At 71.1% G+C, this 26,662-nt stretch carries 19 protein-coding genes and 2 pseudogenes; 12 read left to right on the top strand and 9 right to left on the bottom strand.

The genetic code is table 11. The annotated features are described in order from the left end of the window. The 4 genes from AC1DP0_RS02150 to ettA form a co-directional block, all read left to right on the top strand. Positions 1-1,132 (top strand): ABC transporter (locus AC1DP0_RS02150; RefSeq protein ID WP_478082253.1); only part of this gene is annotated, 1,132 nt, incomplete at its 5' end. Further along, positions 1,129-2,838, top strand: a complete 1,710-nt coding sequence (locus AC1DP0_RS02155; RefSeq protein WP_478082254.1) for a GTPase — start codon at positions 1,129-1,131, stop codon at positions 2,836-2,838. The genes AC1DP0_RS02150 and AC1DP0_RS02155, both read left to right, overlap by 4 nt. A 202-nt stretch (positions 2,839-3,040) precedes the next feature. Continuing rightward, a complete protein-coding gene (locus tag AC1DP0_RS02160) occupies positions 3,041-3,643 on the top strand; it encodes a single-stranded DNA-binding protein (RefSeq protein WP_478082255.1) in 603 nt (200 codons plus the stop codon). Between the two features lie 69 nt (positions 3,644-3,712). After that, positions 3,713-5,395 (top strand): energy-dependent translational throttle protein EttA, encoded by a 1,683-nt coding sequence (gene ettA, locus AC1DP0_RS02165; protein WP_478082256.1) that lies wholly within the window; start codon positions 3,713-3,715, stop codon positions 5,393-5,395. A 61-nt stretch (positions 5,396-5,456) separates the two neighbouring features. Here ettA and AC1DP0_RS02170 read toward each other — a convergent pair whose 3' ends face one another. After that, the gene (locus tag AC1DP0_RS02170) at positions 5,457-6,497 is read right to left on the bottom strand and encodes a magnesium transporter CorA family protein (RefSeq protein ID WP_478082257.1); all 1,041 of its coding nucleotides are present in this window, start codon (positions 6,495-6,497) and stop codon (positions 5,457-5,459) included. A gap of 66 nt (positions 6,498-6,563) precedes the next feature. Further along, on the bottom strand, positions 6,564-8,006 hold the full coding sequence (gene yczR, locus AC1DP0_RS02175) for a MocR-like transcription factor YczR (protein WP_478082258.1): 1,443 nt from the start codon (positions 8,004-8,006) through the stop codon (positions 6,564-6,566). Positions 8,007-8,068: 62 nt separating this feature from the next. On the opposite strand from yczR, the gene yczE reads away from it, so the two are divergent. After that, a complete protein-coding gene (gene yczE, locus AC1DP0_RS02180) occupies positions 8,069-8,839 on the top strand; it encodes a membrane protein YczE (RefSeq protein ID WP_478082259.1) in 771 nt (256 codons plus the stop codon). On the opposite strand, the pseudogene AC1DP0_RS02185 reads toward yczE, so the two are convergent. Both AC1DP0_RS02185 and AC1DP0_RS02190 read right to left on the bottom strand, forming a co-directional pair. Next, positions 8,814-9,221: pseudogene (locus tag AC1DP0_RS02185) on the bottom strand (2'-5' RNA ligase family protein); the annotation flags it as partial. The gene yczE and the pseudogene AC1DP0_RS02185 sit on opposite strands and share 26 nt — an antisense overlap. A gap of 41 nt (positions 9,222-9,262) precedes the next feature. Then, positions 9,263-9,889 (bottom strand): TetR/AcrR family transcriptional regulator, encoded by a 627-nt coding sequence (locus tag AC1DP0_RS02190; RefSeq protein WP_478082260.1) that lies wholly within the window; start codon positions 9,887-9,889, stop codon positions 9,263-9,265. Between the two features lie 98 nt (positions 9,890-9,987). Here AC1DP0_RS02190 and AC1DP0_RS02195 point away from each other — a divergent pair, with 98 nt between their 5' ends. The 5 genes from AC1DP0_RS02195 to treZ all read left to right on the top strand — a co-directional run bounded on the left by AC1DP0_RS02195 (position 9,988) and on the right by treZ (position 18,605). Continuing rightward, positions 9,988-11,133 (top strand): acyl-CoA dehydrogenase family protein, encoded by a 1,146-nt coding sequence (locus AC1DP0_RS02195; RefSeq protein ID WP_478082261.1) that lies wholly within the window; start codon positions 9,988-9,990, stop codon positions 11,131-11,133. Next, on the top strand, positions 11,133-11,909 hold the full coding sequence (locus AC1DP0_RS02200; RefSeq protein WP_478082262.1) for an SDR family oxidoreductase: 777 nt from the start codon (positions 11,133-11,135) through the stop codon (positions 11,907-11,909). The genes AC1DP0_RS02195 and AC1DP0_RS02200 overlap by 1 nt, the downstream gene beginning before the upstream one ends. A 275-nt stretch (positions 11,910-12,184) precedes the next feature. Then, positions 12,185-14,356, top strand: a complete 2,172-nt coding sequence (gene glgX, locus AC1DP0_RS02205) for a glycogen debranching protein GlgX (protein WP_478082263.1) — start codon at positions 12,185-12,187, stop codon at positions 14,354-14,356. Beyond that, the gene (treY, locus tag AC1DP0_RS02210; RefSeq protein ID WP_478082264.1) at positions 14,353-16,782 is read left to right on the top strand and encodes a malto-oligosyltrehalose synthase; all 2,430 of its coding nucleotides are present in this window, start codon (positions 14,353-14,355) and stop codon (positions 16,780-16,782) included. Before glgX ends, treY begins: the two co-directional genes overlap by 4 nt. Continuing rightward, entirely contained in the window at positions 16,779-18,605 is a 1,827-nt protein-coding gene (gene treZ / locus AC1DP0_RS02215; RefSeq protein ID WP_478082265.1) for a malto-oligosyltrehalose trehalohydrolase, read from the top strand. The genes treY and treZ overlap by 4 nt, the downstream gene beginning before the upstream one ends. A gap of 125 nt (positions 18,606-18,730) precedes the next feature. On the opposite strand, the gene AC1DP0_RS02220 is transcribed toward treZ, so the two are convergent. After that, a complete protein-coding gene (locus AC1DP0_RS02220; protein WP_478082266.1) occupies positions 18,731-19,699 on the bottom strand; it encodes an acyl-CoA thioesterase in 969 nt (322 codons plus the stop codon). 53 nt (positions 19,700-19,752) lie between these two features. After that, positions 19,753-21,906, bottom strand: a complete 2,154-nt coding sequence (locus tag AC1DP0_RS02225; protein WP_478082267.1) for a RecQ family ATP-dependent DNA helicase — start codon at positions 21,904-21,906, stop codon at positions 19,753-19,755. 123 nt (positions 21,907-22,029) lie between these two features. On the opposite strand from AC1DP0_RS02225, the gene AC1DP0_RS02230 reads away from it, so the two are divergent. Beyond that, positions 22,030-22,545, top strand: a complete 516-nt coding sequence (locus tag AC1DP0_RS02230; protein ID WP_478082268.1) for an acyl-CoA thioesterase — start codon at positions 22,030-22,032, stop codon at positions 22,543-22,545. Continuing rightward, positions 22,542-23,180 (top strand): DUF8185 domain-containing protein, encoded by a 639-nt coding sequence (locus AC1DP0_RS02235; protein WP_478082269.1) that lies wholly within the window; start codon positions 22,542-22,544, stop codon positions 23,178-23,180. Before AC1DP0_RS02230 ends, AC1DP0_RS02235 begins: the two co-directional genes overlap by 4 nt. A gap of 60 nt (positions 23,181-23,240) precedes the next feature. On the opposite strand, the gene AC1DP0_RS02240 is transcribed toward AC1DP0_RS02235, so the two are convergent. From AC1DP0_RS02240 to AC1DP0_RS02250, 3 genes and pseudogenes are all read right to left on the bottom strand, one after another. Next, positions 23,241-24,032 carry a glycerophosphodiester phosphodiesterase family protein gene (locus tag AC1DP0_RS02240; RefSeq protein WP_478082270.1) on the bottom strand — a complete coding sequence of 264 codons (792 nt, stop codon included), beginning with the start codon at positions 24,030-24,032 and terminating at the stop codon, positions 23,241-23,243. A gap of 156 nt (positions 24,033-24,188) precedes the next feature. Beyond that, positions 24,189-24,593, bottom strand: coding sequence for a hypothetical protein (locus tag AC1DP0_RS02245; RefSeq protein WP_478082271.1), 405 nt, complete (start codon positions 24,591-24,593; stop codon positions 24,189-24,191). A gap of 26 nt (positions 24,594-24,619) precedes the next feature. After that, positions 24,620-26,662: pseudogene (locus AC1DP0_RS02250) on the bottom strand (hypothetical protein); the annotation flags it as partial.

Here is a 26,662-nt window from a genome sequence, read left to right on the forward strand (position 1 = left end):
GTGGGGGCTGCTGCGCGAGGCATCCGAGCGCGGCACGGCCGTGGCCGTCGTCCTCGACCGGGTGCCTCCGCAGGCCGTCGACGAGATCCGCACGCACTTCGCGTCCATGCTGCGCGAGCAGGGCCTCGGCCAGGCGCCGATCTTCACGGTCGTCGAGTCCGAGCTCGTGGACGGGCTCCTTCCTGCCGAGCAGACCGCGCGGCTGCGCGGCTGGCTCGCGGCGCTCGCCGGCGACGCCCAGGCGCGCGCCGACGTCGTCCGCCAGACGCTTCAGGGGGCGCTCGCCTCGCTCGACGCCCGGACGCAGTCGTTGGTCGAGGCCTCGGAGGCGCAGACCGCGGCAGGTCAGGCGCTCGTCGCCGCGGCCGCAGCCGCCTACGACGAGGCGAGGCGCCACGTGCACGAGGGGGTGCTCGACGGCACGCTCCTGCGTGGTGAGGTGCTCGCGCGCTGGCAGGAGTTCGTCGGAACCGGTGAGTTCTTCCGTCAGGTCGAGTCGACCGTCTCACGCGTCCGGGACCGCTTCACGTCCTTGCTCAAGGGTGAGCCGGCCCGTGCCGACCACCTCGGGGAGGCTCTGCAGTCCGGCGTCGAGTCCCTCGTGGTCAACCGCGCCGAGCTGGCGGCGAGCTCGATCGCGCGGGTCTGGCGCACCCTGCCCGGCGGCGACCAGCTGCTTGCGGCCACCCCGGCGCTCGCGCGCTCCGGCACCGACGTCGACCGGCGCATCCAGCGCCTCGTGCGCGACTGGCAGGGCGACATCCTCCAGATGGTCCGCGACGAAGGTCGGGACCGTCGCAYGACCGCACGGATCATGGCCTACGGCGTCAACGGTCTCGGCGTCGTCCTCATGCTCGTGACGTTCGCGAGCACCGCCGGCATCACCGGGGCCGAGGTCGGCATCGCCGGAGGCACCGCCGTTGTGGGTCAGAAGCTGCTCGAGGCCGTGTTCGGCGACCAGGCCGTTCGAGAGCTGGCCCGGAAGGCCCGCGAACAGCTGACCGATCGCGTCGACGAGCTGTATGCCGCCGAGCTCGCCCGCTACCAAGGAGCTGTCACGACATTGCAGGTCGACACCGACCAGACCGAGCGCCTGGCCACGGCCGCCGCAGCCGTGAGGGCCGCGCGATGAGCCCGATCAGGATGGGACGTGCCACCGTGCGGGCGGTCTCGGCCACCGAGCTCGGCACCCGCACCACCGAGCTGTCGATGGCGCTCCTGTCGGGCGCTGACGAGCTCRACCCCTCGGGTGTCGCGGTCGCACGCAGGGTCGTCGACAAGGCCGTCGAGCGTTCCGGGATCGGCGGCGACCACACGGTCGTGGCGCTTGCGGGGGCCACGGGCAGCGGCAAGTCCTCGCTCTTCAACGCCATCGTCGGGGCCGAGGTCGCGACCATCGGCGCACGCCGACCGACGACGTCGCGGCCGACCGCCGCCGTGTGGGGCGACGCCGACGCTTCCGAGCTGCTGGACTGGCTCGGCGTCGCCTCCCGCCACGTCGTCGACACCGGGTCCGGCCTCGCGGAGGGCGCGTCCGACGCGGTGGCCGCGCCGGCGCGGGTCGTGGGATCGCTCGACGGGATGGTGCTGCTCGACCTTCCGGACTTCGACTCGCGCGAGCTCGGCCACCGCCGGGAGGCGGAGCGGGTGCTCGAGCTCGTCGACGTCTTCGTCTGGGTGACCGATCCGCAGAAGTACGCCGACGCCCGACTCCACGACGAGTTCGTCAGCCTGCTCTCGCAGCACGACGCCGTCACCCTCTCGGTGCTCAACCAGTCGGACCGGCTGACCACCGAGGCGGTGAAGACCGTCACCGGCGACCTTGCCAAGCTGCTCGTCGCCGACGGCGTGGCCGATGCGAGGGTGCTCGCGACGTCGACCGTTACCGGCCAGGGCATCACGGAGTTCACGCAGCGTCTGGCCAATGCCGTTGCGGGACATGCAGCTTCGCGTCAGCGACTGAAGGCGGACATCATCGGTGCCGCAACAGGGCTGCGGTCCGGCGTCGCCGACTCCGAGGTCGAGGTCGCTGCGGTGCCCCGTGACGAGCTGGATGCCTCGCTGGCCCGGGCAGCCGGGGTCCCGATCGTGCTCGACGCCGTCGAGCGCGACTACCGTCGGGAGGCGTTCGCGCACACGGGCTGGCTGTTCGCCCGCTGGACCAGGGGTTTCGCCGCCGACCCGCTGCGCCGACTGCGCCTCGACCGCACCGGTGGCCGACCAGCCATCCCGGTGGAGATCGAGGGGGCCGACGTGCGGGCCCTGCTCGGGCGGTCGTCGATCCCGGCGCCGACCGCCTCGACAGTGTCGGCCGTCGACCTCGCCACCCGTCACTTCGTGCGCGAGGCGTCAGACGGTCTACCGGTGCGTTGGTCCCAGGCCGTCGAGGACGCCGTGGACCGTGGCGACGGCGCCCTGACGGACGCGCTCGACCGAGCGGTCATCGGCACGTCCTTGCGGGCGCGGCGACCGGCGTGGTGGTTCGTCGTCAACGTCCTGCAGTGGGCGTTCGGTCTCGCGGCCCTCGCCGGGCTCATCTGGTATGCCGTCCTGTGGGCCTTCGCGCTCTTGCAGCTCCCGCACCCCGAGACCCCGTCGGTCGGCATCCTGCCGCTGCCGCTCGTCCTCGTCATCGTCGGTGTCCTCGTCGGCGTCGGGCTCGGGATCCTGTCGCGGTGGTGGGCGCGCGTCGGCGCCCGCCACCGAAGGACCGTCGTGGGGAAGCGCCTCACCGAGTCCGTCGCCCTCGTGACCGACGAGCACGTCCTCGTCCCGATCGACGAGGTCCTCGGGCGCCATCGCGAGACCCGTGAGCACCTCGGGGCCGCGACCGGCTGACGCCCACCGGAGCGAGACCGAGGAGGGTGATCCCCGGAGCGAGCCCGGTCGGAACGGTCCGGTGCGGCGCTCGTCCACACCCCCGTGGCCGAAGGTCCCCGTGTCCACAGGTGACCGGCCGGCGCTGCCGGCCGGGGCGACCGGGGCCGAAGGTGGTTCCAGGCGGCGCGAGGCCGTCTGCCGAACCTTCTGAGGAGCACCGATGAACGAGACAGGCATCACCGTGAACGGCAACGTCGTGAGCGAGCCCATCGAGCGACAGGCCCGCAACGGCAGCACGTACACGACCTTCCGCATCGCGACGACGCCCTACCGCCGCACCCCCGACGGCCGGTTCGTCGACGGCGACACGAGCTTCTACGACGTCATCGCGTTCAACGCCCTCGCGGCCAACGTCGCCTCGGCCCTGCGCAAGGGTCAGCCCGTCATCGTCACGGGGCACATCTCGATCAAGAGCTACCTGAGCCACGACGGCACACCGCGCACCTCGCCGCAGATCGACGCCGCCCACATCGGCCACGACATGTCCTGGGGACGGGCCACCTTCGAGCGCGTCAGCCGGGCGGCGGCTCTCGGTCAGGACCGCACGGCCGATCCCGACGTCCAGGCCTCGGTTCGCGCGATGGCGGAGGGGGAGTCGGTCCCGTCGGACCCGCGCCCGGCCCACGTCGACCCCGATGGTGTGGTCGACGACGACTACGACCCCGAGTCGGACGGCCCGACGGCCGCGACCGACGACGACGTGCTCGCGACGGGGGACCCCGAGACGGACGACTACGAGGTGGTCGAACGGCTCACGGCCTGACGGTGTCGGCGGTCAGCGGGCGCGGACACCGATTCGGTGCCGCGCTCGCCGACAGATAGCCTTCTGCGCATGGCCGAGTACATCTACACCATGACCCGTGCGCGCAAGGCACACAACGAGAAGGTCATCCTCGATGACGTCTCGATGTCCTTCTACCCCGGCGCGAAGATCGGCATGGTCGGCCCCAACGGCGCCGGCAAGTCGACGATCCTCAAGATCATGGCCGGACTCGACCAGCCCAGCAACGGTGAGGCCCGGCTGGCCCCCGGCGCGAGCGTGGGCATCCTGCTCCAGGAGCCGCCGCTCAACGAGGACAAGACCGTCCTTGGCAACGTCGAGGAGGGCGCCGGCGAGATCAAGGCCAAGCTCGACCGCTACAACGAGATCTCGGCCCTGATGGCCGACCCCGATGCCGACTACGACGCCCTGCTCGCCGAGATGGGCAGGCTGCAGGAGGACATCGACCACGCCGACGCGTGGGACCTCGACAGCCAGCTCGAGCAGGCCATGGACGCCCTTCGCTGCCCGCCGCCGGACTCGCCCGTGACCAACCTCTCGGGTGGTGAGCGTCGCCGCGTCGCGCTGTGCAAGCTGCTCCTGCAGAAGCCCGACCTGCTCCTGCTCGACGAGCCGACCAACCACCTCGACGCCGAGTCGGTGCTCTGGCTCGAGCAGCACCTCGAGACCTACCCCGGCGCCGTCATCGCCGTCACCCACGACCGCTACTTCCTCGACAACGTCGCGCAGTGGATCGCCGAGGTCGACCGCGGTCGCCTCTACCCCTACGAGGGCAACTACTCGACCTACCTCGAGAAGAAGGCCGAGCGACTGACGATCCAGGGCAAGAAGGACGCCAAGCTGGCCAAGCGGCTCAAGACCGAGCTCGAGTGGGTTCGCAGCAACGCCAAGGGCCGTCAGGTCAAGAGCAAGGCTCGACTGGCTCGCTACGAGGAGATGGCGGCCGAGGCCGAGCGCACCCGCAAGCTCGACTTCGAGGAGCTGCAGATCCCGCCGGGTCCGCGCCTCGGCTCGACGGTCATCGAGGTCAAGAACCTCAAGAAGGGCTTCGGCGACCGGGTCCTCATCGACAACCTGTCGTTCTCCCTGCCGCGCAACGGCATCGTCGGTGTCATCGGCCCCAACGGTGTCGGCAAGTCGACCCTCTTCAAGACCATCGTCGGCTTCGAGGAGCCCGACGGCGGCGAGGTCAAGATCGGCGAGACCGTCAAGATCTCCTACGTCGACCAGGGCCGTGAGGGCCTCGACCCCAAGAAGAACCTCTGGGAGATCGTGTCCGACGGCCTCGACCACATGAAGGTCGGCAACGTCGAGATCCCGTCGCGGGCCTACGTGTCCCAGTTCGGCTTCAAGGGCCCCGACCAGCAGAAGCTCTCCGGCGTCCTCTCCGGCGGCGAGCGCAACCGCCTCAACCTCGCGCTCACCCTGAAGCAGGGCGGCAACCTGCTGCTCCTCGACGAGCCGACCAACGACCTCGACGTCGAGACCCTCGGCTCGCTCGAGAACGCGCTGCTCGAGTTCTCCGGCTGTGCGGTCGTCATCACCCACGACCGGTGGTTCCTCGACCGGGTCGCGACGCACATCCTCGCCTACGAGGGCACCGAGGAGAACCCCGCCAACTGGTACTGGTTCGAGGGCAACTTCGAGTCCTACGAGGCCAACAAGGTCGAGCGCCTGGGTCCCGAGGCCGCCCGCCCGCACCGCGTCACCTACCGCAAGCTGACGCGCGACTGACCGCACGGGCGACGTGGGTCGCCGAGAGAGCCGGGGTGCACCGCACCCCGGCTCTCTCGCGTCAGATCCAGCCCTTGCGCCTGAAGACGCCGTAGAGCGTGACCGCCACGCCGACGATGACGGCGGCGCTGAAGACCACGCCCCACGGCCGGCCGAACCCGGGGTAGGGCACGTTCTGGCCGAACCAGCCGGTCACCGCCGTCGGGACCGCGATGATGGCGGCCCATCCGGTCAGCTTCTTCATGACCGTGTTGAGTCGGGCGTCCTGCAGCGACAGGTTCGTCTCGAAGATCGTCGTGACCATGTCGCGCAGCGACTCGGTCCACTCGGCGGCCCTCAGGACGTGGTCGTAGAGGTCGTCGTAGAAGCCGTCGAGCTCGGTGTGCCGCTGGCCGAGCTCGCCGCGATGGCGCAGGACCGCGTTGACGACGTCGCGCATCGGCAGGACGACGCGGCGCAGCTCGACGAGCTCCTTGCGCAACCGGTAGGTGCGCACCTGGACGGCGTGCATCCGGCCCCGATCGTCGAAGAGCAGGTCCTCGAGGCCCTCGATGGCGTCGTCGAGCTGCTGGATCGCCTCGAAGTGCCCGTCGACGACGGTGTCGAGCAGACCGTGCACGAGCGCGCCGACGCCGAGCTGGAGCAGCTCTGGGTCGTCGTTCCACCGGTCGAGGACCTGGCGCATGTCGAAGTCGTCGGCGCCGCGGACCGTGATGATCCCGTGCGGCAGGACGAAGGCCGAGATCCGGGTCGTTCGCAGGCGCGACTCGCGGGCGGAGGGGGCGACGTCGCCCGTGGACTCGGCGGCAGCGCCGTGCTCGAGGCGCGTCGCGTAGACCGTGAGAAAGGTGTGCCGGGCATGACGGGTGGCCTTGGGGCGCTCACCGGCGGTGACGGCGTCCTCGACGGCGTGCGGGTCCAGTCCGAGCTCCTGAGCCAAGGCGCGCAGGCGGGCGTGGTCGGGCTCGCAGAGGTCGACCCAGAGCAGGGAGTCCTCGCGCCCCAGCAGCTCCGACACGTCCTCGAGAGGGAAGCCCTCGTCGACGACCTTGCCGTGCTCCCACCGGCAGGAGGTGATGCTTCCGGCTCCGTCGTTGCCCACCCGCCCAGTCTCGCAGTCGCTCCCTCCCGAGGGTGAGATGTCGGCGGGTGTGCCGGGTCCTGGGTCTCAGGCGATGAGGGGGGTGACGTCGTGGGTCGTGGGGCGCTCGCCGAGCGCCAGCTGCCAGGCGGACGCGAGCCGACGCCCCACCTCGTCGGCCTCGTCGGGGGYGACGCAGAAGGGCACCCGGACCCAGCGGGCGAAGCCACCCTCGACACCGAACTGGCTGCCGCGCGCCAGTCGCACGCCGGCGGACTCGGCGACCCGGGCCAGCTCGTCGCCTCGGGCCTCGGGCAGCTCGCACCAGAGGTTGAGGCCGCCGCTGGGCACGGTGAAACGCCAGTCGGGCACGTGCTGCCCGAGCGCGACGACGAGCGCGTCGCGGCGCGCCCGAGCCTCCCGACGCCGCTCGGTCAGCAACGTCTCGCCCTGCCGGAGCAGGTCGGTGACGACGAGCTGCTCGAGGATCGCGGTGCCGAGGTCGAGGCTGTGGCGAGCCTCGATGACGGGCTCCGCGCCGCCCTCGGGAGCCCGCACCCACCCGACGCGCAGGCCGCCCCACCACGTCTTGCCGGCGCTGCCGAGGGTGTGGGCGCTCCGGGACGAGGCGGCGAAGGGGGCAGGTCGCGGGGCGGTCGGTGCGTCGAGTCCGAGCTCGACGAACGTCTCGTCGATGACCGGCACGGCCTTCCCGCGCGCCAGCACCTGCGCGAGCGCCTGCCTGGTCGGGCTGTCCATGACGAGCCCGGTCGGGTTCTGGTGGTCGGGGATGAGGTATGCCGCGCGGGCGCCGCTCTGACGCACGCCGACCTCGACCGCGTCGACGTCCCAGCCCGTCGCGGTCAACTGGGTGGGCACCGCGCGGTAGGCGGAGCGGCGCACTCCCACAAGGGCATTCGGGTAGGTGGGACTCTCGACGAGGACGCGGTCTCCGACGTCGAGGTGGGCGCGCAGGACCGCCGAGAGGCCGCTGTGCGCGCCCGAGGTGATGACGACCTGGTCGGGTGACGTCACGAGGCCCCGATCCTCGAACCATCCGGCCACCGCTGCTCGGGTCTCGGGCAGCCCGCGCGGGTCGTAGCCCGCCGTCGCGAGGAACCGAGGCAGCTCGGTGAGTGCCCGTTCGTAGGCCGCGGTGACCCCGGCGGCGGCCGGGAGGGCGGCATACGTCAGGTCGATGACGTCGGGAGGGACGTCGGTGGGAATGAGGCCGGCCTGCGAGAGCGCCAGTCCGGACGGACCCGCCGGGAGGCAGACGACGCTGCCCGACCCTCGGCGCGTCGCGACGAAGCCCTCGTCGCGCAGCGCGTCGAGCGCCGCACCGACGGTGGTTCGGCTCAGGCCGAGCTCGGTCGTCAGCGTGCGCTCGCTCGGCAGGCGCGTGCCGACGAGGAGCCTCCCGTCCGAGACGAGGCGTCGGATCCCGTCCGCCAGGCCGCGGTAGGCGGGCCGGGAAAGCGGTGCGGGGCCGAGGAGCAGTGCCAGTGAGCGAGCGGAGACCGTGCGCATCGGTCCACTGTCGCATGACTGGCCCTTAAAAGTCAGTCCACCCAACCGTCATGATGGACGTCATGAGACGCCACGTCCCGCTTGCGTACCTCACTCCGCGCCAGCAGCTGCGCGCCGGCCTGCTGCCGCGCCGCATCGTCCAGCTCGTCGCCGGACTGGTTCTCTACGGAGTCTCGATGGCGATGATGATCCGTTCGACGCTCGGCCTCGACCCGTGGGACGTCTTCCATGCGGGCATCGCGACGCACGTGCCGCTGACGTTCGGCCAGGTCACGATCATCGTCGGTGCCCTCGTCCTGCTGCTCTGGGTGCCGTTGCGGCAGTGGCCCGGGCTCGGCACGGTGGCCAACGTCGTCGTCATCGGCCTCGCCGCCGACGCCGGCCTCGCGCTCATCGGCCCGCCGGAGTCGCTGTGGGCGCGCATCCTGCTGCTCGGCTCCGGCATCGTCCTCAACGGCGTCGCCGGCGGCCTCTACATCGGCAGCCAGCTCGGCCCCGGCCCGCGGGACGGACTCATGACCGGGTTCGCGCGGCGCACCGGCCTGTCGATCCGCCTCGTCCGCACGACGATCGAGGTCGTCGTGCTCTCGATCGGCTGGCTCCTCGGTGGGCCCGTCGGTCTCGGCACCGTGCTGTATGCCGTGTCCATCGGACCGCTGGTCCAGTTCTTCCTGCCCCGCCTCACGGTCGACCTGGCAGGCGTCAGGCGCCGAGGCGCCACGAGTGAAGGACCCGGCACGAGCCCGGTTCGTACCAGACCAGGTCGAGCCGCTGGGCCCGGCATCGAGCCGGCAGGCGCACCGCGACGAGGTCGTGGATGGAATGCTCCGTGACGTCCTCGGACAGGGCGTCGAGCGTGAGGTGCGGGACGACCTCACCGAACCGGCCGGCATACGGCGGGCACTGCGGGAAGGCGGCCCAGAGCCGCGCGGTGAGGTCGGCGAAGGGCTCCGCAGGCTCGGGCAGCAGGTGCACGATGCCATTGGGGAAGGTGTCGAGCTCCGTCAAGATGAAGTCGAAATGCGCGGTGGTGCAAGCGATCTCGGCAATCGTGTCGAACACTCCTGACGTGAGGTCGGCGCCGTCGAGGAAGGGTGCGAGCGCCGTGATGTGTGCGTGCACGAAGGCCGGGTCGACGGAGACGTAGTCGGTGTCGTAGTGCCGCGTGCGGGCGAGGACGAAGGGCTCGAGCTCCGGCACCGGCACCTGGAGCACCGAGTGGCCCGCACCGGTCGAGGGCGCGGCCGGGCGCGTGCTCAGTGGCCGGCGCCCACGAGTCGAAGCGCGAGGGCGGCGTTCGTCGCGCCGATCTCGGCCGGCGTGCGCCGGATAGTGGGTGAGTACCAGCGGGCCACGTCGACGACGATCGAGAGCAGGGCCAGGGCGGTGTCGGCGCTGTCGTCGACGGAGAAGGTGCCGTCGGCGACGCCGCGGTCGAGGACGTCACGCACGAGCGAGTCCATCTCCTTGCGCAGGGCGAGGACCTCGGCGTGGTGCTCGGGGGTCAGGTGGTGGTGCTCGTACTGCACGACGCGGGCCACCTGGTACTGCTCGACGTGCCACTCGGTGAAGCGGGCCATCGCGGTGACGAGCTGCACGGCCGGCGTCGACCCGTCCGCGATGGCCGAGCGCAGCAGTCGCAGGGCCGACTCGTGCCCGCTGCGGCTCAGGGCGAAGAGCAGCTCCTCCTTGGAGCCGAAGTGGACGTAGACGCCGGCGGGGGAGAGCCCGGCCCCGGAGGCGATGTCGCGCGTCGTCGTGGCGTGGAAGCCCTTGTCGGCGAAGGCGTGGGCTGCGGCTTGGAGGAGTCGCTCGACCGTGGACGCGTCGGGGTCGGACGTCCGGGCGCCCGGGGCTGGCGGGGTCGTGGTGGGCTGCGGCACGTTGACAGCATGCCGCAGGAGAGGGAAACTAAGCAAGCGCTTAGTTACCGGTGGGTACCAGCGCGCCGCACCCGTGAGCACGCCCGATGGAGGACGCCATGCCCCGCAACATCTACGACGAGGACCACGAGGCGATGCGCGCGTCGGCGCGCGAGTTCGTCACCCGCACGCTCGCGCCCCGCGCCGCGGAGATGATCGAGGGCAAGTCGATCCCGCGCGACATCTGGCTCGAGGCCGGCAAGCAGGGCTTCTTCGGTCTCGACATCCCCGAGGAGTTCGGCGGTGCCGGCGTCGACGACTACCGCTTCAACGCCGTCGTCGCCGAGGAGATGTCCCGCTTCAACGCCGCCACGAGCTCCTGCTTCGGCATCCACTCCGACGTGTGCCCGCCCTACCTCGTCGACCTCGGCACCGAGGAGCAGAAGCAGCGCTGGCTGCCCGGCATGGCGAGCGGCCAGCTCATCTGCGCCATCGCGATGACCGAGCCCTCCGGCGGCTCCGACCTCGCCGCCCTCAAGACGACCGCCGTCCGCGACGGTGACGCCTGGATCCTCAACGGCTCCAAGACCTTCATCACCAACGGCTACCAGGCCGACCTCGTCATCGTCGCCGCCCGGACCGACCCGTCCAAGGGCGCCAAGGGCATCACGCTGCTCATGGTCGAGCGCGGCATGGAGGGCTTCGTCAACGGACGCAAGCTCGACAAGGTCGGCATGGACGAGTCCGACACGGCCGAGCTCTTCTTCGAGAACGTCCGCGTGCCCGACGAGAACCGTCTCGGCCCCGAGGGGATGGGCTTCATCTCGATGATGCAGCGGCTGCCGCAGGAGCGCGTCGGTGCCGCGGTGTCCAACGTCGCCCACGCCAAGGCGATCCTCGAGGAGACGATCCAGTACGCCAAGGACCGCAAGGCCTTCGGCCAGCCGATCGGCGCCTTCCAGCACAACAAGTTCCTCATGGCCGAGCTCGTCACGAAGATCGAGGTGGCGGAGGCCTACGTCGACGACTGCGTCGCAGCCCACGCCGAGGGCAAGCTGGGCGCCGTCGACGCCGCCAAGGCGAAGTGGTGGAGCTCGCAGGTGCAGAACGACGTGCTCGACCACTGCGTCCAGCTGCACGGCGGCTACGGCTTCATGAACGAGTACCGCGTGGCGCGCGCCTGGCGCGACGCCCGGGTCACGAAGATCTGGGCCGGCTCGAACGAGATCATGAAAGAGCTCATCGGCCGGGACCTCGGCTTCTGATGGGGGCCACCGGCAACGGCGGACGTCACGAGGGCGCCGTCGCGATCATCACCGGTGCCAGCCGCGGGATCGGCCTCGGCATCGCCGAGCGCCTGGTCGCCGAGGGTGCCAAGGTCGTCATCACCGCCCGCAGGCCCGAGGCGTTGGCGGAGGCCGTGGCGCAGCTGGGCGGTTCCGAGAACGCCCTCGGGGTGGCGGGCAACGCCGCGGACGAGGCCCACCAGGACGACGTGATCGCCAAGGCCCGCGAGACCTTCGGCGGGCTGCACCTCCTCGTCAACAACACCGGCATCAACCCCGTCTACGGTCCGATGCTCGACTCGGGTCTCGACATCGCCCGCAAGGTGCTCGACGTCAACGTCGTCGCAGCCTTCTCGTGGATCAAGAAGGCGGTCGCGGCGGGGCTCGGTGACGAGACCCACCCGGGTTCGGTCGTCAACCTCGCCTCGGTTGCCGGTCAGGGCGCGAGCGGCGTCATCGGCTGGTACGGCGTGTCCAAGGCGGCCCTCATCCACCTGACGACCGAGCTCGGCTACGAGCTCGGTCCCGACGTCCGCGTCAACGCCGTCGCCCCGGCCGTCGTCAAGACGAAGTTCGCCGAGGCGCTCTACGAGGGACGCGAGGAGAAGGTCGTCCGCGCGTACCCGATGAAGCGGCTCGGCCTTCCCGAGGACGTCGCCGGAGCCGTCAGCTTCCTGCTGAGCAGTGATGCCTCGTGGGTCACCGGGCAGACGCTGACCATCGACGGTGGCGTGACCCTGGGTGGGGCGCTGTAGCCGGGGACCGCGACCGGCCGCCCTCGTCTCCACGTGCGCTGTCTCCGCCACGCCCGGACCGGGTACAGGACCCGAGGACGCTCTGGCTGAGCAGCGTCTTCCCGCCGTGCGCGGACGATGCCCCGACGGGGGGCGCGGCGACCGGCATACGGCCGCCTTGCGCTCGACGGGCCTCGACAGGGAAGAATGCGCTCTGCGGCCACCGTCGTCCGCTGGTGGCCACGCTGTGGCGCCGCGGCCCCGTGCCGCAACCGAACGACGGAAAGTAGCAGTTCATGGAGATCTGGCCGGGCAAGCCCTACCCCCTCGGAGCGACGTACGACGGCTCGGGGGTCAACTTCGCCGTCTTCTCCGAGGCGGCCGAGCGCATCGAGCTGTGCCTGATCGACGACGACCTCACCGAGACGCGCCTGGACCTGCCCGAGACGGACGGCTTCGTCTGGCACGGCTTCGTCCCCTACGTGCAGCCCGGGCAGCGCTACGGCTTCCGCGTCCACGGGCCCTACGACCCCGCGAACGGCCACCGGTGCAACCCGAGCAAGTTCCTGCTCGACCCGTACGCCAAGGCGATCGAGGGGCAGGCCGAGAACGACCAGTCGCTCTACTCGTACACCTTCGGTGACGAGGATGCCGCGACGACGACGGACATCAACACCGACGACAGCGTGCGCCACACGATGCACTCCGTCGTCATCAACCCGTTCTTCGACTGGGGCGACGACCGCCCGCCCCGCCACGAGTACCACGAGAGCATCATCTACGAGGCCCACGTCAAGGGCCTGACGATGCTGCACCCCGAGGTCCCCGAGGAGATCCGCGGCACGTACGCCGGCATCGGGCACCCGGCCATGATCAAGCACCTGAGCGACCTGGGCATCACCGCCATCGAGCTGATGCCGGTGCACCAGTTCGTCCAGGACGCACCCCTCGTCGACCGTGGGCTCTCGAACTACTGGGGCTACAACACCATCGGCTTCCTCGCCCCGCACAACGAGTACGCGGCCGGTGGCCAGCGCGGGCAGCAGGTGCTCGAGTTCAAGGCCATGGTCAAGGCGCTGCACGCGGCCAACATCGAGGTCATCCTCGACGTCGTCTACAACCACACCGCCGAGGGCAACCACATGGGGCCGACCCTCGCCTTCCGCGGGCTCGACAACAACAGCTACTACCGCCTCGTCAGCGACGACCTGACGCACTACTACGACACGACCGGCACCGGCAACAGCCTCCTCATGCGCAGCCCGCACGTGCTGCAGCTGATCATGGACTCGCTGCGCTACTGGGTCACCGAGATGCACGTCGACGGCTTCCGGTTCGACCTCGCCGCGACCCTGGCCCGCCAGTTCCACGAGGTCGACAAGCTGTCGGCCTTCTTCGACCTCATCCAGCAGGACCCGGTCGTCAGCCAGGTCAAGCTCATCGCCGAGCCGTGGGACGTCGGCGAGGGTGGCTACCAGGTCGGCAACTTCCCGCCGCTGTGGACCGAGTGGAACGGCAAGTACCGCGACACCGTGCGCGACTTCTGGCGTGGCGAAGGTGGCGCCCTCGGCGAGTTCGCTTCTCGCTTCACAGGTTCCAGCGACCTCTACGAGCACTCCGGACGCAAGCCGATCGCCTCGATCAACTTCGTCACGGCCCACGACGGCTTCACGCTCCGCGACCTCGTGTCCTACAACGAGAAGCACAACGAGGCCAACGGCGAGGGCAACAACGACGGCGAGAGCCACAACCGCTCGTGGAACTGCGGCGTCGAGGGTCCGAGCAACGAGCCCGAGATCCGGGAGCTGCGGCTGCGTCAGCAGCGCAACTTCCTCACCACCCTGCTCTTCTCGCAGGGCGTGCCGATGATGCTCCACGGCGACGAGCTCGGCCGCACCCAGGGCGGCAACAACAACGGCTACTGCCAGGACAACGACATCTCGTGGATCCAGTGGATCCTCGACGAGGACGACCAGAAGCTCCTCGCCTTCACCCAGTCGCTGGTGAAGCTGCGCCGAGAGCACCCCGTCTTCCGACGCCGTCGGTTCTTCGGGGGCAGCGCCGACCACGGCGGCGAGAGCGAGCTCGGCGACATCGCCTGGTTCACCCCCGAGGCCCAGCACATGGACGAGGAGGCCTGGAGCAACGGGCTGGCCAAGTCGCTCATGATCTTCCTCAACGGTTCGGCGATTCCCGAGCCGGACCCACGCGGGCAGCAGATCCTCGATGACTCCTTCCTCGTCATGTTCAACGCGCACGACGAGCCTCTCGCCTTCACGCTGCCCGAGGAGGAGTACGGCGCGCAGTGGATCCCGGTCATCGACACCGCGTTGCACGAGGTCGACGCCACCCCCCTCGAACCGACGTGGCAGATCCAGGTCCAGCCGCGCAGCCTGGCCGTCCTGAGGTGTCCGCGCGAGGAGGTCTCGCCCATCGTCCCCGGCGTCACCCAGGAGGCCACGGCGTGAGGTACGCCAGCGCACCCGTCTCCACCTTCCGCCTCCAGCTCGAGCCGGACTYCACCCTCGACGACGCCGTCAGCCAGGTGGATCACCTTGCGACACTGGGGATCACGCACCTCTACCTGTCGCCCGTCCTGCAGGCGACGGTCGGCTCCAAGCACGGCTACGACGTCACCGACCACACGACGGTCGCCGAGGGGCTTGGCGGCGACGCCGCGTTCGCGCGCCTCGTCGAGGCCGCCCACGAAGCCGGCCTCGGTGTCGTCGTCGACGTCGTGCCCAACCACATGACCACCCCGACGCCGCTCTCGCTCAACCGCCCGCTGTGGTCGGTGCTCCGCGAGGGCCGTCAGTCGGCATACGCCACGTGGTTCGACGTCGACTGGGACGCCCAGGACGGCCGCATCCTCATGCCGGTGCTCGGTTCGCCGCTCGACGAGGTGCTCGCTGCGGGCGAGATCTCCGTCGGGAAGCACGAGGGCGAGCCGGTCGTGCAGTACTACGACCACGTCTTCCCGCTCGCCGCCGGAACCGACCCGGCAATGCCGCTGGGTGACCTCCTCGCGGCGCAGCACTACCGCCTGGCGTCCTGGACGGTCGGGGACTCGGAGCTCAACTACCGCCGCTTCTTCGACGTCACGTCGCTCATCGCGGTGCGCGTCGAGGAGCCCGAGGTGTTCGACGCCACGCACGCGCTGCTCGTCGACGGCATCCGCTCGGGCGCCATCGACGGTCTGCGCATCGACCACCCCGACGGCCTCGCCGACCCCGAGGGCTACCTCGAGCGACTCGGCGAGGCGACCGGTGACGCGTGGGTCGTCGTCGAGAAGATCCTCGAGGGGTCGGAGCAGCTGCCGCAGGGATGGCGGACGGCCGGGACGACCGGATACGACGCCCTGCTGCGCGTCGGCGGGCTCTTCGTCGACCCGGCCGGTGCGCAGCCGCTCGACGACCTCTCGACGGAGCTGCTCGGCGAACGACAGGACCTCGAGGCGATCGTCACGGAGTCTAAGCGGTGGGTGGTGCAGGTGATGCTCGCCACCGAGGTGAGCCGGCTGCTGCGGCTCGTCGCGCGGGCGCGGCCCGACCTCGACGCCGACGCGGCGCGCCGGGTCATCGAGGCGTTGCTCGTCGGCATGGACCGCTACCGCGTCTACCTGAGGCCCGGCACGCCCCCCGAGGCGCACGACGCCGCCGAGCTCCGGTCGGCCGTGTCGCGCGGCGAGGAGAGCGCAGGCGGTGTGCTGGACCGTGAGGCCGTCGACGTCGTCGTCGACCTCGCGCTCGGAGAGGCGTCACCCGTCGACCAGGAGGCGGCCGACGAGTTCGTCGTCCGGTTCCAGCAGACGTGCGGTCCCGCCATGGCCAAGGCGATCGAGGACACGGCGTACTACCGCTACGTGCGGCTCGTCGGGCTCAACGAGGTGGGCGGCGATCCCACCCGGGTGGGCGTGCCGACCCAGGACTTCCACGAGTTCGCGCAGGATCTGCTGGGCGCGTGGCCGCAGTCGATGACGACGCTCTCGACCCACGACACCAAGCGCGCCGAGGACGTCCGGTCGCGGCTCTTCGTCCTCGCCGAGCGACCCGACGGATGGACGACCTGGGTGCGGACGGCCCGCGAGCTCGCTGCACCGGTGCGAGCCGAGGAGCTCGACGTGCTCACCGAGTACTTCCTGTGGCAGACCCTGGTCGGCGCATGGCCGATCAGCGAGGACCGGCTGCAGGCTTACGCCATCAAGGCGATTCGGGAGTCGAAGCTCTACACGCGGTGGACCCAGCCCGACGAGGCGTACGAGTCGGCTGTCGAGCGCTTCGTCGCCGGAGTCGTGACGACGCCGGAGATCGTGGCTCATGTCGAGTCCTGGGTCGAGTCGACGAGGCTCGAGGCGCGGGCCAACGTGCTCGGTCAGAAGCTCGTCCAGCTGACGATGCCGGGTGTGCCCGACGTCTACCAGGGCACCGAACTCGTCGACCTCTCCCTCGTCGACCCGGACAACCGCCGTGCCGTCGACTACGCGGAGCGCCGGGATCGCCTCGCACGTCTCGACGGTGGGGGCGCCCCGGCCGACCTGCACGACGAGAAGCTGCTCGTGACGAGTGCAGCCCTGCGCACGCGCCGGGAACGGGCGGACTTCTTCACGGGCGAGCACGCGACGTACCTCCCCGTGGCGACGACGTCCGAACATGCCGTGGCGTTCGGTCGCGGCACGGGCGAGGCGGTCGAGGTCGTCACGGTCGTCACCCGTCTGGCCGGACGGCTCGCGGACGCGGGCGGCTACGGCGAGGCCACCGTCGAGCTGCCCGAGGGCCGCTGGTCCGACGTCATCTCCTCGCGGACCTTCGACGGTGGACCGACACCTCTCGCGGACGTCGTGGGTGCCGCAGGGCTGCCCGTCGCCCTGCTCGTGCGGGTACGGGACGAGTCATGACCCCCGAGACCGACACCATCCGCGTCTGGGCGCCCTCCGCGTCCCGCGTCGACATCCTCGTCACGCCGCTCGAGGGGCAGCACGAGCCGACGACGGCTGTCCGACGACACCCCATGAGCGGCGAGGACGGTGGCTGGTGGTCGTGGCTGCGCCCCGACACGGGCACGATGGACTACTCGTTCAGCCTCGACGGTGGGGATCCGCGCCCCGACCCGCGCAGCGCGTGGCAGCCGCACGGCGTCCACGGGGCGAGCCGCACCTTTGACGCGGCCGCGCACACCTGGGGCGACGGGAGCTGGCGTGGCACTCGCGACGGCCGTGGCGTACTCGGCGGGGTCGTCTACGAGCTGCACATCGGCACCTTCACGCCTGACGGCACCTTCGACGCGGCGATCGCCCACCTGGGGCACCTCGTCGACCTCGGTGTCGACGTCGTCGAGGTCATGCCCGTCGCGGCCTTCGGAGGGACGCACGGCTGGGGCTACGACGGGGTGGCGCCGTATGCCGTCCAGCAGGCCTACGGCGGTCCCGCCGCGTTCCAGCGCTTCGTCGACGCGTGCCACGCACGCGGCCTCGGGGTCTGCCTCGACGTCGTCTACAACCACCTCGGACCCACGGGCAACTACCTCGCCGAGTTCGGGCCCTACTTCACCGACACCCACACGACGCCGTGGGGGCCGGCCGTCAACCTCGATGCCGACGGCAGCCACGAGGTGCGCCGCTGGGTGATCGACAACGCCCTGCGCTGGTTCCGTGACTTCCACGTCGACGCGCTGCGTCTGGACGCCGTGCACGAGCTGCGTGACGAGTCGGACCCGCACGTCCTCGCCCAGCTGTCCGACGAGACCGCTTCTCTCGCAACGGAGCTCGGACGTCCGCTCGACCTCATCGCCGAGAGTGACCTCAACGACGCCGTCATGGTGACACCGACCGGCGAGGGCGGCCGGGGCATGACGGCGCAGTGGGACGACGACATCCACCACGCGCTCCATGTCGCGCTGACGGGTGAGACGCAGGGCTACTACGCCGACTTCGCCGGTGGCACCGAGGCCTGGCCCGAGGGGGGTCCCGTCTCCGTGCTGGCCAAGACGCTCTCCGACGCCTTCCTCCACGACGGCCGCATGTCGACGTTCCGCGGTTCTGTCTGGGGCTCACGCGTCGATCAGGAGTCGCGGTCGGGGCACCAGTTCCTCGCCTACCTCCAGACCCATGACCAGGTCGGCAACCGCGCCACCGGCGACCGCATCAGCGACCAGGTCTCGCCGGGGCGGCAGGCCATCGGGGCCGCGCTCTACCTGATCTCTCCCTTCACGGCGATGGTCTTCATGGGTGAGGAGTGGCGGGCCAGCACCCCGTTCGCGTTCTTCACCTCGTTCGAGGAGGACTGGCTCGCAGAAGCCGTCCGCTCCGGGCGGCGTGCCGAGTTCGCCGCGCACGGGTGGGACGAGGCTGACGTGCCCGACCCGCAGGACCCCGCGACGCGGGCGCACAGCGTGCTCGACTGGAGCGAGCCGAACGCGCCCGGGCACAACGAGATGCTGCACTTCTACCGTGAGCTGATCAAGATCCGCCGGACCCAGCCCGACGTCGCGTCCGGCGACCTCCGCGCCACGTCGGTGCGGTTCGACGAGGACGCGCAGTGGATCATCATGTCGCGCGGGTCCGTCCATGTCGTCGCCAACCTGGCCGGGCGCGCGCAGGTGGTGCCCTTCGACGGCGAGGTCGAGCACGTGCTCGCGTCCTGGGGGCGGGCCCCGATCGTCGACTCGCACGGCGTCGGACTCGACGGGCACGACGTCGCGGTCCTGCGCACCACKGCCTGACGCGCCCACTCGAGCGCCCCGTCGTCACACCACCCCTCGGGGTGTGCGTGTGGTGACGAGGCGCTCGCGCGTGCTGACGCGTCCTGACCCGACGACGCGGAGGGCCGCCGCCGGGCTGGCGTGCGTCAGGGCTGCTTGACGCGGACCATGCCCTCCTGGGCCGTCGTGGCGACGAGGGTGCCGTCCTGGCTGAAGATCTCGCCGATCGACAGGCCTCGGCCGCTCACGGCGGACGGCGACTGCTGGACGTAGAGCAGCCAATCGTCGGCGCGGACGTCGCGGTGGAACCACATCGAGTGGTCCAGGCTCGCGACCCGGAGCCGTCGGTCGGTCCAGACGAGGCCGTGCCGGCGGAGCACCGGCTCGAGCAGCGAGTAGTCGCTCGAGTAGGCCAGGACCGCGGCGTGCAGCAGGGGATCGTCGGGGAGCCGGTCGACGGCACGCATCCACACGTGGTTCGTCGCGACCTGCTCGGGACCGGCATCGAGGAACATGTTGCTCTCGACGGGCCGCAGCTCGATGGGGCGCGCCTCTGCGATGTGGCGGGCGCCGGGGTGGTCGACGCCGCGGAAGGCGTCCGCCAGCGAGGTGAGCCCCTCGGGTCCGGTCACGTGCGGCATCGCGTTCTGGTGGTCGAGGCCACCGGCCCGCTCCTGGAAGGAGCAGGTCATCGACATGATCGGCGCGCCCTTCTGCACTGCGTGCACGCGCCTGGTGGAGAAGGAGTTGCCGTCGCGCATCTCCTCGACCGCGAAGCGGATCGGCAGCGTGTCGTCGCCCGGCCGCATGAAGTAGCCGTGGAGCGAGTGGATGGGGCGCGACCCGTCGCCGTCGTTGACGTCGCGCACGGTGATGCCGGCGGCCATGACGCACTGGGCGAGGACCTGTCCGCCGAACACGCGACCGTGGGGCATCTTCTGGCTGCGGCCCTCGAAGACCCGCGCGGACGTGGCACCGATCGACTCCGCCGCATCGCGCCCCTGGACGTCCGTGACGGCGATCTGGGCCGTCCCGACGTCCTTGAGGGTCAGCACCTCGAGGAGGTCCTCGAGCGGGGGGAGCGGGCGCGGCTCGGAGGGGACGTGTGCAGTCACAGCACGACCCTAGTGGCCCGCGGTCGGGTGGCCGTCACAGCCCGCGACTCGCGTCACGCCTCCATGGCGAGGGCCATCGGGAGCACCGCCGGTGCACCGGCTTCACGGAGCAGGCCAGCGCAGACGGTCAGCGTCCAGCGGGAGTCGCTCACGTCGTCGAGCAGCAGGACTGGCCCGGGGATGCCGGTGAGGGCGTTGCCGAGCTCGGGCCCCACCGCGAGACGGCCCCAGACGTTGGCCAGGCGGAACGCGCTGTTGCCGCCCGGCTCACCGACGGGGCCGCCCTCGACGAGGTCGAGCGCCCCCAGGTAGGGCAGGCGCCCGAGCCGACCGATGCCTTCGGCCAACGAGCCGACGAGCCGTGGCCGTCGGCGCGACGGGACCGACACGATCGCCGCGGGCCGCTCCCGCCAGCCCCACCCCGCGAGGACGTCGACGCAGGCTCGCAGGACCTCGGCCGGGACCTCCCGGTCCTCGCCGCGGAGCACCTCGCGCAGACGCTGGCCCCACCCGAGGTCGCTCAGGCGGGCGACGGCTCGGCCTTCGTCCATGCCCACCGAGGACGCGATCTTCCCCTTGAGCGGCACACCGAGTCGGTCCATGCCGGAAGGCCACTGGGCGCGCGGCTGCAGCACGACCCCGGGACGCTCGAGACGTGACCGGGCCGTGTTGACGGCGGCCTCGGGGATCGTCGTGTCGAACCACGGCTCGACGCAYCGGTCGCACCGGCCGCAGGGCTCGGCGGAGTCGTCGTCGAGGGTCTCCTGCAGGAAGGCCATGCGGCAGCGGTCCGTGCGTTCGTAGTCGACCATGAGCTGCTGCTCGCGCTCGCGGGCCTCGGTGACCCGCCCGTAGCGCTCGGCGTCATAGGTCCATGGCTCACCCGTGGCGGTCCAGCCGCCGGGCACGCGGTGCACCGCGCCGTCGACGTCGAGCACCTTGAGGAGCAACTCGAGGCGGGTGCGGCGCACGTCGACGATGCTCTCGAGTGCCACCGTCGACAGCGCCTTGGGGGACTCGGACAGGGCACGCACGACGGCGTCGGCCTGGTCCTGCTTGGGCATGGAGGCCGAGGCGAAGTAGCGCCAGATGTCCTTGTCCTCGGGGCCGGGCATGAGCAGGACGTCGGCACGGTCGGTGGCGCGTCCCGCGCGACCGACCTGCTGGTAGTAGGCGACCGGCGACGACGGGGCGCCGAGGTGCAGGACGAAACCGAGGTCGGGCTTGTCGAAGCCCATGCCGAGGGCCGAGGTCGCGATGAGGGCCTTGACCTCGTTGTCGCGCAGGGCCTCCTCGAGCCGGATCCGCTCGGACGGCTCGGTGCGTCCGGTGTAGGCGGCCACCTGGTGGCCTGCCTCGCGGAGGGCCGCTGCGACATCTTCGGCGGCGGCGACCGTGAGTGCGTAGACGATGCCCGAACCGGGCAGATCGCCCAGGTGCGCGATGAGCCAGGCGAGGCGCTGCTCCGGGGCCGCGAGCGGCAGCACGCCGAGGCGCAGCGACGCCCGGGCCAGGGGACCGCGCAGCGTGAGGACGTCGCGGCCGCCGGCACCGAGCTGCTCGACGACGTCGGTGACGACGCGGGCGTTGGCTGTCGCGGTCGTCGCGAGGACCGGCGTGCGCTCGGGCAGCGTCGTCAGCAGGTCGCGGWTGCGGCGGTAGTCGGGACGGAAGTCGTGGCCCCAGTCGCTGATGCAGTGTGCCTCGTCGACGACGAGCAGGCCGCACGTCGCGGCGAGCGCAGGCAGCTGCTCGTCGCGGAAGCGAGGGTTGTTGAGGCGCTCGGGACTGACGAGCAGCACGTCGACCTCGCCGCGTGCGAGCGCGCCGGACACGGCGCCCCACTCCTCGGCGTTCGTCGAGTTGAGCGTGACGGCCTTGATGCCCGCGCGCTCGGCAGCCGCGATCTGGTCGCGCATCAGGGCCAGCAGGGGGCTGACGATGACGGTGGGACCGGCGCCCTCGGCCCGGCGGAGGGCCGTGGCCACGAAGTAGACGGCCGACTTGCCCCATCCTGTGCGCTGCACGACGAGCACGCGCCGCCGCCCGGCCACGAGCTCGTTGATCGCCTCGAGCTGGCCGTCACGGAAGTCGACGTCCTCTCGGCCGACGAGCCGTCGGAGCGCGGTGGTCGCTCGGTCGCGGAGGGCGGGCTCGACGTCGGCGACGGACGGTGCGGAGGGGGCCGAGGTGGGGGGTGACGTCATGGCACCCAACCTACGTGGCCCCACCGACCGGCCCGACCGGCATACGCAGGCTGTGGACGCACGGCCCGTCCACGGAGGGGATGTGGACGAGCGTGACCGTCCAGGGCTGGAAGGATGGGGCCCATGACGGAGACGAGCGACGCGACCGGCGCCCCACTCGAGGCCGAACCGCAGGCGGGGCCGTATGCCGCGCAGGTCTCGTTGCGCTGGTCCGACATGGACGCGTACGCCCACATCAACAACGTGCAGTTCCTGYGGCTGCTCGAGGATGCGCGCGTCATCGCCTTCCGGGACTGGTTCGACGGCGGGGGAGCGGGCGACAAGACGATGCTCGACGAGGGCGTGCTCGTGTCGCGTCACGAGATCGAGTACCGCCGGCCGCTGGGTTTCCGGCACGCGCCGGTGGAGATCCAGATGTGGGTCTCGCGGATCGGCGGGGCGGGCTTCGACGTCGCCTACATCGTGACCGACCCCGATGGCGTGGGCGACGGTGAGCGACCGGTCTACGCCGTCGCCGAGACCGAGCTCGCGCTCTACGACTTCGCGAGCGAGGCGCCACGGCGCATGCGACCCGACGAGCGTGCGTCGGTCCGGGTCCACCTCGGCGAGCCTGCGCCGTTCCGCAGGCGGCGTCGGTGACGGACACTGCGCGCATCGACTTCGGCGACCCGCGCGGGCTCGCCGACCTCGGCACCTATCTCGCCCGCGCGAGCCGGGCCAACCCGGACGGCGCGGTGCGCCTCCAGGTGCTCGGCAAGCTGCTCGTCACGACCGTCGCGGTCCTCGAGGGGACCGGTCTCATGGGCGACGGCACGGTGCTCGGGATGCGCGTCGTCACGATCGCCCCGTCGGCCGCGGTCGACGCGACCGTGTCGATCGCGTCGGTCAACGACCGTCTGGCGCGCGAGGGGGCCGGTGCCCTGCTCAGCGTCCCCCCGACCACCGTGCGGGCTCCGTGGAGCGGACTCACGCCGCCGCGTGACGGCTGGGAGCCGGTTGGTCAGCTCGATGGCCAGGTCATCGAATCCATTGCGCTCCAAGGCATCTCGCAGGTCGCGGAGGGCACTCCTGCCAACGCCGGCGGTCATGCGGTCGCCTCGCTCCGACGGCGCACGTGGGGGGCGATGAGCGACACCGTTCCGCCCATCGCCGCCGGGCTCGCGTTCGGTGCCCATGTGCTGGGCTTCACCCGAGCGGGGGAGGGCGCGTCGATCGCGGCCCACGGCCGGTGGACCCGCCTCAGCACGTCGCGGGGCCACGTCCTCGTCCGCTGACCCGAKGGCGTTACGCCGTCCTCCGCGCCGCGGGTGCCGGTGACAGGCCGGTCGGTCGGCTCAGTCGCGGCCGGTCCACCCACCACGTTCGACGAGCACGTCCTTGAGCACGTCGATGCGGTCGCTGACGAGGCCGTCGACACCGAGGTCGAGGAGACGCCGCATCTCGTCGGCGTCGTCGATGGTCCAGACGTGGACCTGTTTGCCGTAGCGGTGTGCCGTCTCGACGAGGCGCTCGGTGACCACCTGAACGGCCCTGTCGCGCAGGGAGATCGATGACGGGACCTGGAAGACGTCGGCCGGGGTGCGGAGCACCGCGGTGAGCGCACGCGGCCCGAATCGGGCCAACGCCGTGCCGACCTGGGCGGCGGCCGTCGCGACCGTTCCCTGCGAGAGCCGCCGGAACTGCGAGATGTTGCGCTGGGAGAAAGAGCCGACACAGACCTGGTCGTGCAGGCCCCGCTCCTCGATGAGGCGCCACAGGGGCTCGGCCGTTCCGGGGGCCTTGAGGTCGATGTTGAGGTTGACGGCGGGCCACGCATCGAGCAACTCGCTCAGCAGGGGGATCCGCCCACCGTCACCGACCTCGGCGTGCGCCACGTCGGACCACGGCAGGTCTCGGATCCGCCCGTGCGCGTTGCTGACCCGGTCGAGGACGGTGTCGTGAAAGGCGACGAGCCTCCCGTCCCTCGTGACGTGGACGTCGGTCTCGAGGTGCGTGTAGCCCAGGGCGACCGCGTTGCCGAAGGCGGTCATGGTGTTCTCGAGCCCCAGGTTCGGCGCGTAGAGCGACCCGCCCCGATGGGCCAACGCGACCGGAGTCCGCTCGAGGTAGGCCCGCGTCGTCACCATGGATCCGAGGCTAGTCGCAGAGCCGGAATGGACTCCGGCACGGCACGGCAGCAAGCCACTTGGCGTGATCCGCTTGCTTGACCAGACAAGTCAGTTCGGGCCGCCCCGATGGCCGTCCTTGAGGCGGAGTGGGATGTGAGTCCCAGCGAAGCACGCTCAATCGTCAAGGGGGTGGGCCGCGGCCAAGGGGTCCCGCAACATGCGCTCTTCCCAGGAACCGTCGTCACCTTCGCGCGACAGGACCGCTTCGATCACGGTGAGACCCTCGTGCGTCGGGGCGAGCGCGGCCACCTGGAACGGCCAGAGTTCGGGGTCGGACTCGGCACGCCACTCCCGGTCGATACGTGAGACGGCTTGGCCGCGCGAGCAGTCCCAGGCCCGGAAGCCCCCGTCGGCGACGTCCCCGGCGGCCACGAGCCCACCTGTCACGAGCTGCGCCACGACCGTCATAGCGGCCGCGTGGAGCTCCGCGGGTCCGGCGCCGGTCATCTCCCGCACGGTGGAGCGCAGGAATCCGAGGTCGATCCAGTCGTAGATGGTGGAGACGAGCAGTTCTTCCACGACTGAACGCCTGGGCTGTTCGAGCGTCACTGGATGTGGACCTTCCGTACCTGGTCGTCGGGGTAGTGCACGTCGATCGTCGCACCGCCGCTGCGCGAGTCGGACCTCAGGCCCACCTCTATGCCGTCTGGACGCTCGAACCAGTCGCCTTTGTACTCTGGTCGAGAGCGCCGTGCGGCGCCCACGGTCAGCTGGTCGAAGAGCTCGTGCAGGGCGCGTTCGTCGGGCACGGTGTGTACGCCCCGAGACCGCCCGGGCGTCAACCGTTCCAGCTCGGGCAGACGGCCGTCCCGAGGCTCGATGGTGTGGACTTGGTCGGCGGGGGCTGTTCGTTGCCTGAACCGCTCCGTGGCCGAGCCGGCGGAGCTGCCCGTCTGGTTGTCGAGCACGGCGTCGGCGGCGGCCCGGATCTCCACCTGGCGCGCGGCCCGAAGGTCGTCGACCGTCGGGAGCAGGGGTGCGCGTCCGGCGCCGATCGTGATCGTCGATCCCACGTCGGCGCGCCCACCGGCGAGCGCTTCGATGCGGGTCACCAGATCCGCGCGCCGGGCGTCGTCGCGTTCGGTCTGGGACAGCTCGACGTCAGAGCGCACGAGCGCGATGACGAGGTCGTCACTGGTGGTCCGCAGCGTCCCGCCCTCCGCGTAGGTGTGGACCATCGACACCAGCCCCATCGGACCACGGCGGATCTCGTCGATCGCGTGCCCCGCCTCGGCGAGCCCCTGCCACGCCGAGCGGTTGAGGGCGTCCTGACGTCGCGCGACGGCGACGAGGGCGGCCGACGCCGCCTGGTCGAGGAACCCGAGGCGCACGATGTCGCGGCGCATGTCGACACCAGCCCCGGCGGACGTCTCCGCAGCTGCGAGCTCGTGGTCGACGAGCCGGTGGTATGCCGCGCCGGCGTCCTTCGCGTGCAGTCCCATCCCGGTGTCGACCGCGAGCGCCCCGACGACGCCTGTCAGCTCGCTGCTGTCGAGCCACGGCTGCATGCCGAGCGAGGTTGCGGCGGAGTATCTCGGAGCTGGTCCAGACGCCTGGAGCGGTGTCGTCAGCGCGAGGTCGACGTTCTCGCGCATCGCCGCGAACCAGTCGACGACGAAGTTCTCGACCGGCGCCGTCGCCTGGGTGTAGATCCGTGTCGTCGAGGCCTCGAGCATCGCGTGCGCGCTCGTGCGGGAGAGCTCGAGCATGACGCGCGCACGGGTCTCGGCAGCACCCGCATCGTTGGCCGAGGAGACACTGGGCAGCAGTCGGGCGAGATCGGCGTCGGTCGACAGGCACAGATCGGGGTGGCTCTCGATTCCGTTGGCCTCGTGGGTGATCCAGCGTCGCACAAGGTACTCGCCGAAGGTCAGGCGGTCGCCTCGGGAGTTCGACAGTGCGCCACCAGCGACCCCCGATCCGGGCAACGGCTCGGCCAGCAGCGCAGCCTGCTCGGCGGGGTCGTCGCCCACGTTCTCGAGGAGGACAGCCAAGGCGTCGCCGGTCCGTCCGGCGTCGTCGAACCAGGAGGCGAAGGCCTCCGCGCCGTCGGCGCGCACGGTGGTGCCGTGCCGCATCTCGGAGTCCGCGTCGCGGGTCTCGGCGATCTCAGCGGTAGCGGCTGCGGCGGCAGCACGTCGGGTGAGTCGCGCGGGTAGCCGTCGGTCGTCGCCGGCGGCGCGCGCCCCCGAGAGCAGCTGTCCCAGCAGCCAGGCCCCGGTCGCGCGGCCGCCTCCCGACGGGTCGACACGGACCGTGTTGACCCCTGCGACGAGGTCGTCTGCGAGCAGTGCCGCCCCCGACGCCAGCTGAGCGCGAGTCCGCGGGTCAGTGCCCGGAGGTGGACGATGGCTCGTCCCCGTGATGACGAGTGACCCGAACGCGCCGAGGATCCGACGCACCGTGTCGACGTGTGCACCGGACCCGCTCCTCGTCACGCCCGCGGCCAGGAGCAGCTGCGCCAGCGCGTGGGCACCGAGCTCCGAGAGCAGGGCCTGTGCGTACACCGGGTCGTCCGCGCGTGCCCCGACGCGGGTGGCGATGTGCGCGACCGTGTCGTCTCGCAATCCGCCCGTCGAGCTCCCACC

The sequence above is a fragment of the Terrabacter sp. P5_B1 genome, from assembly GCF_056400505.1.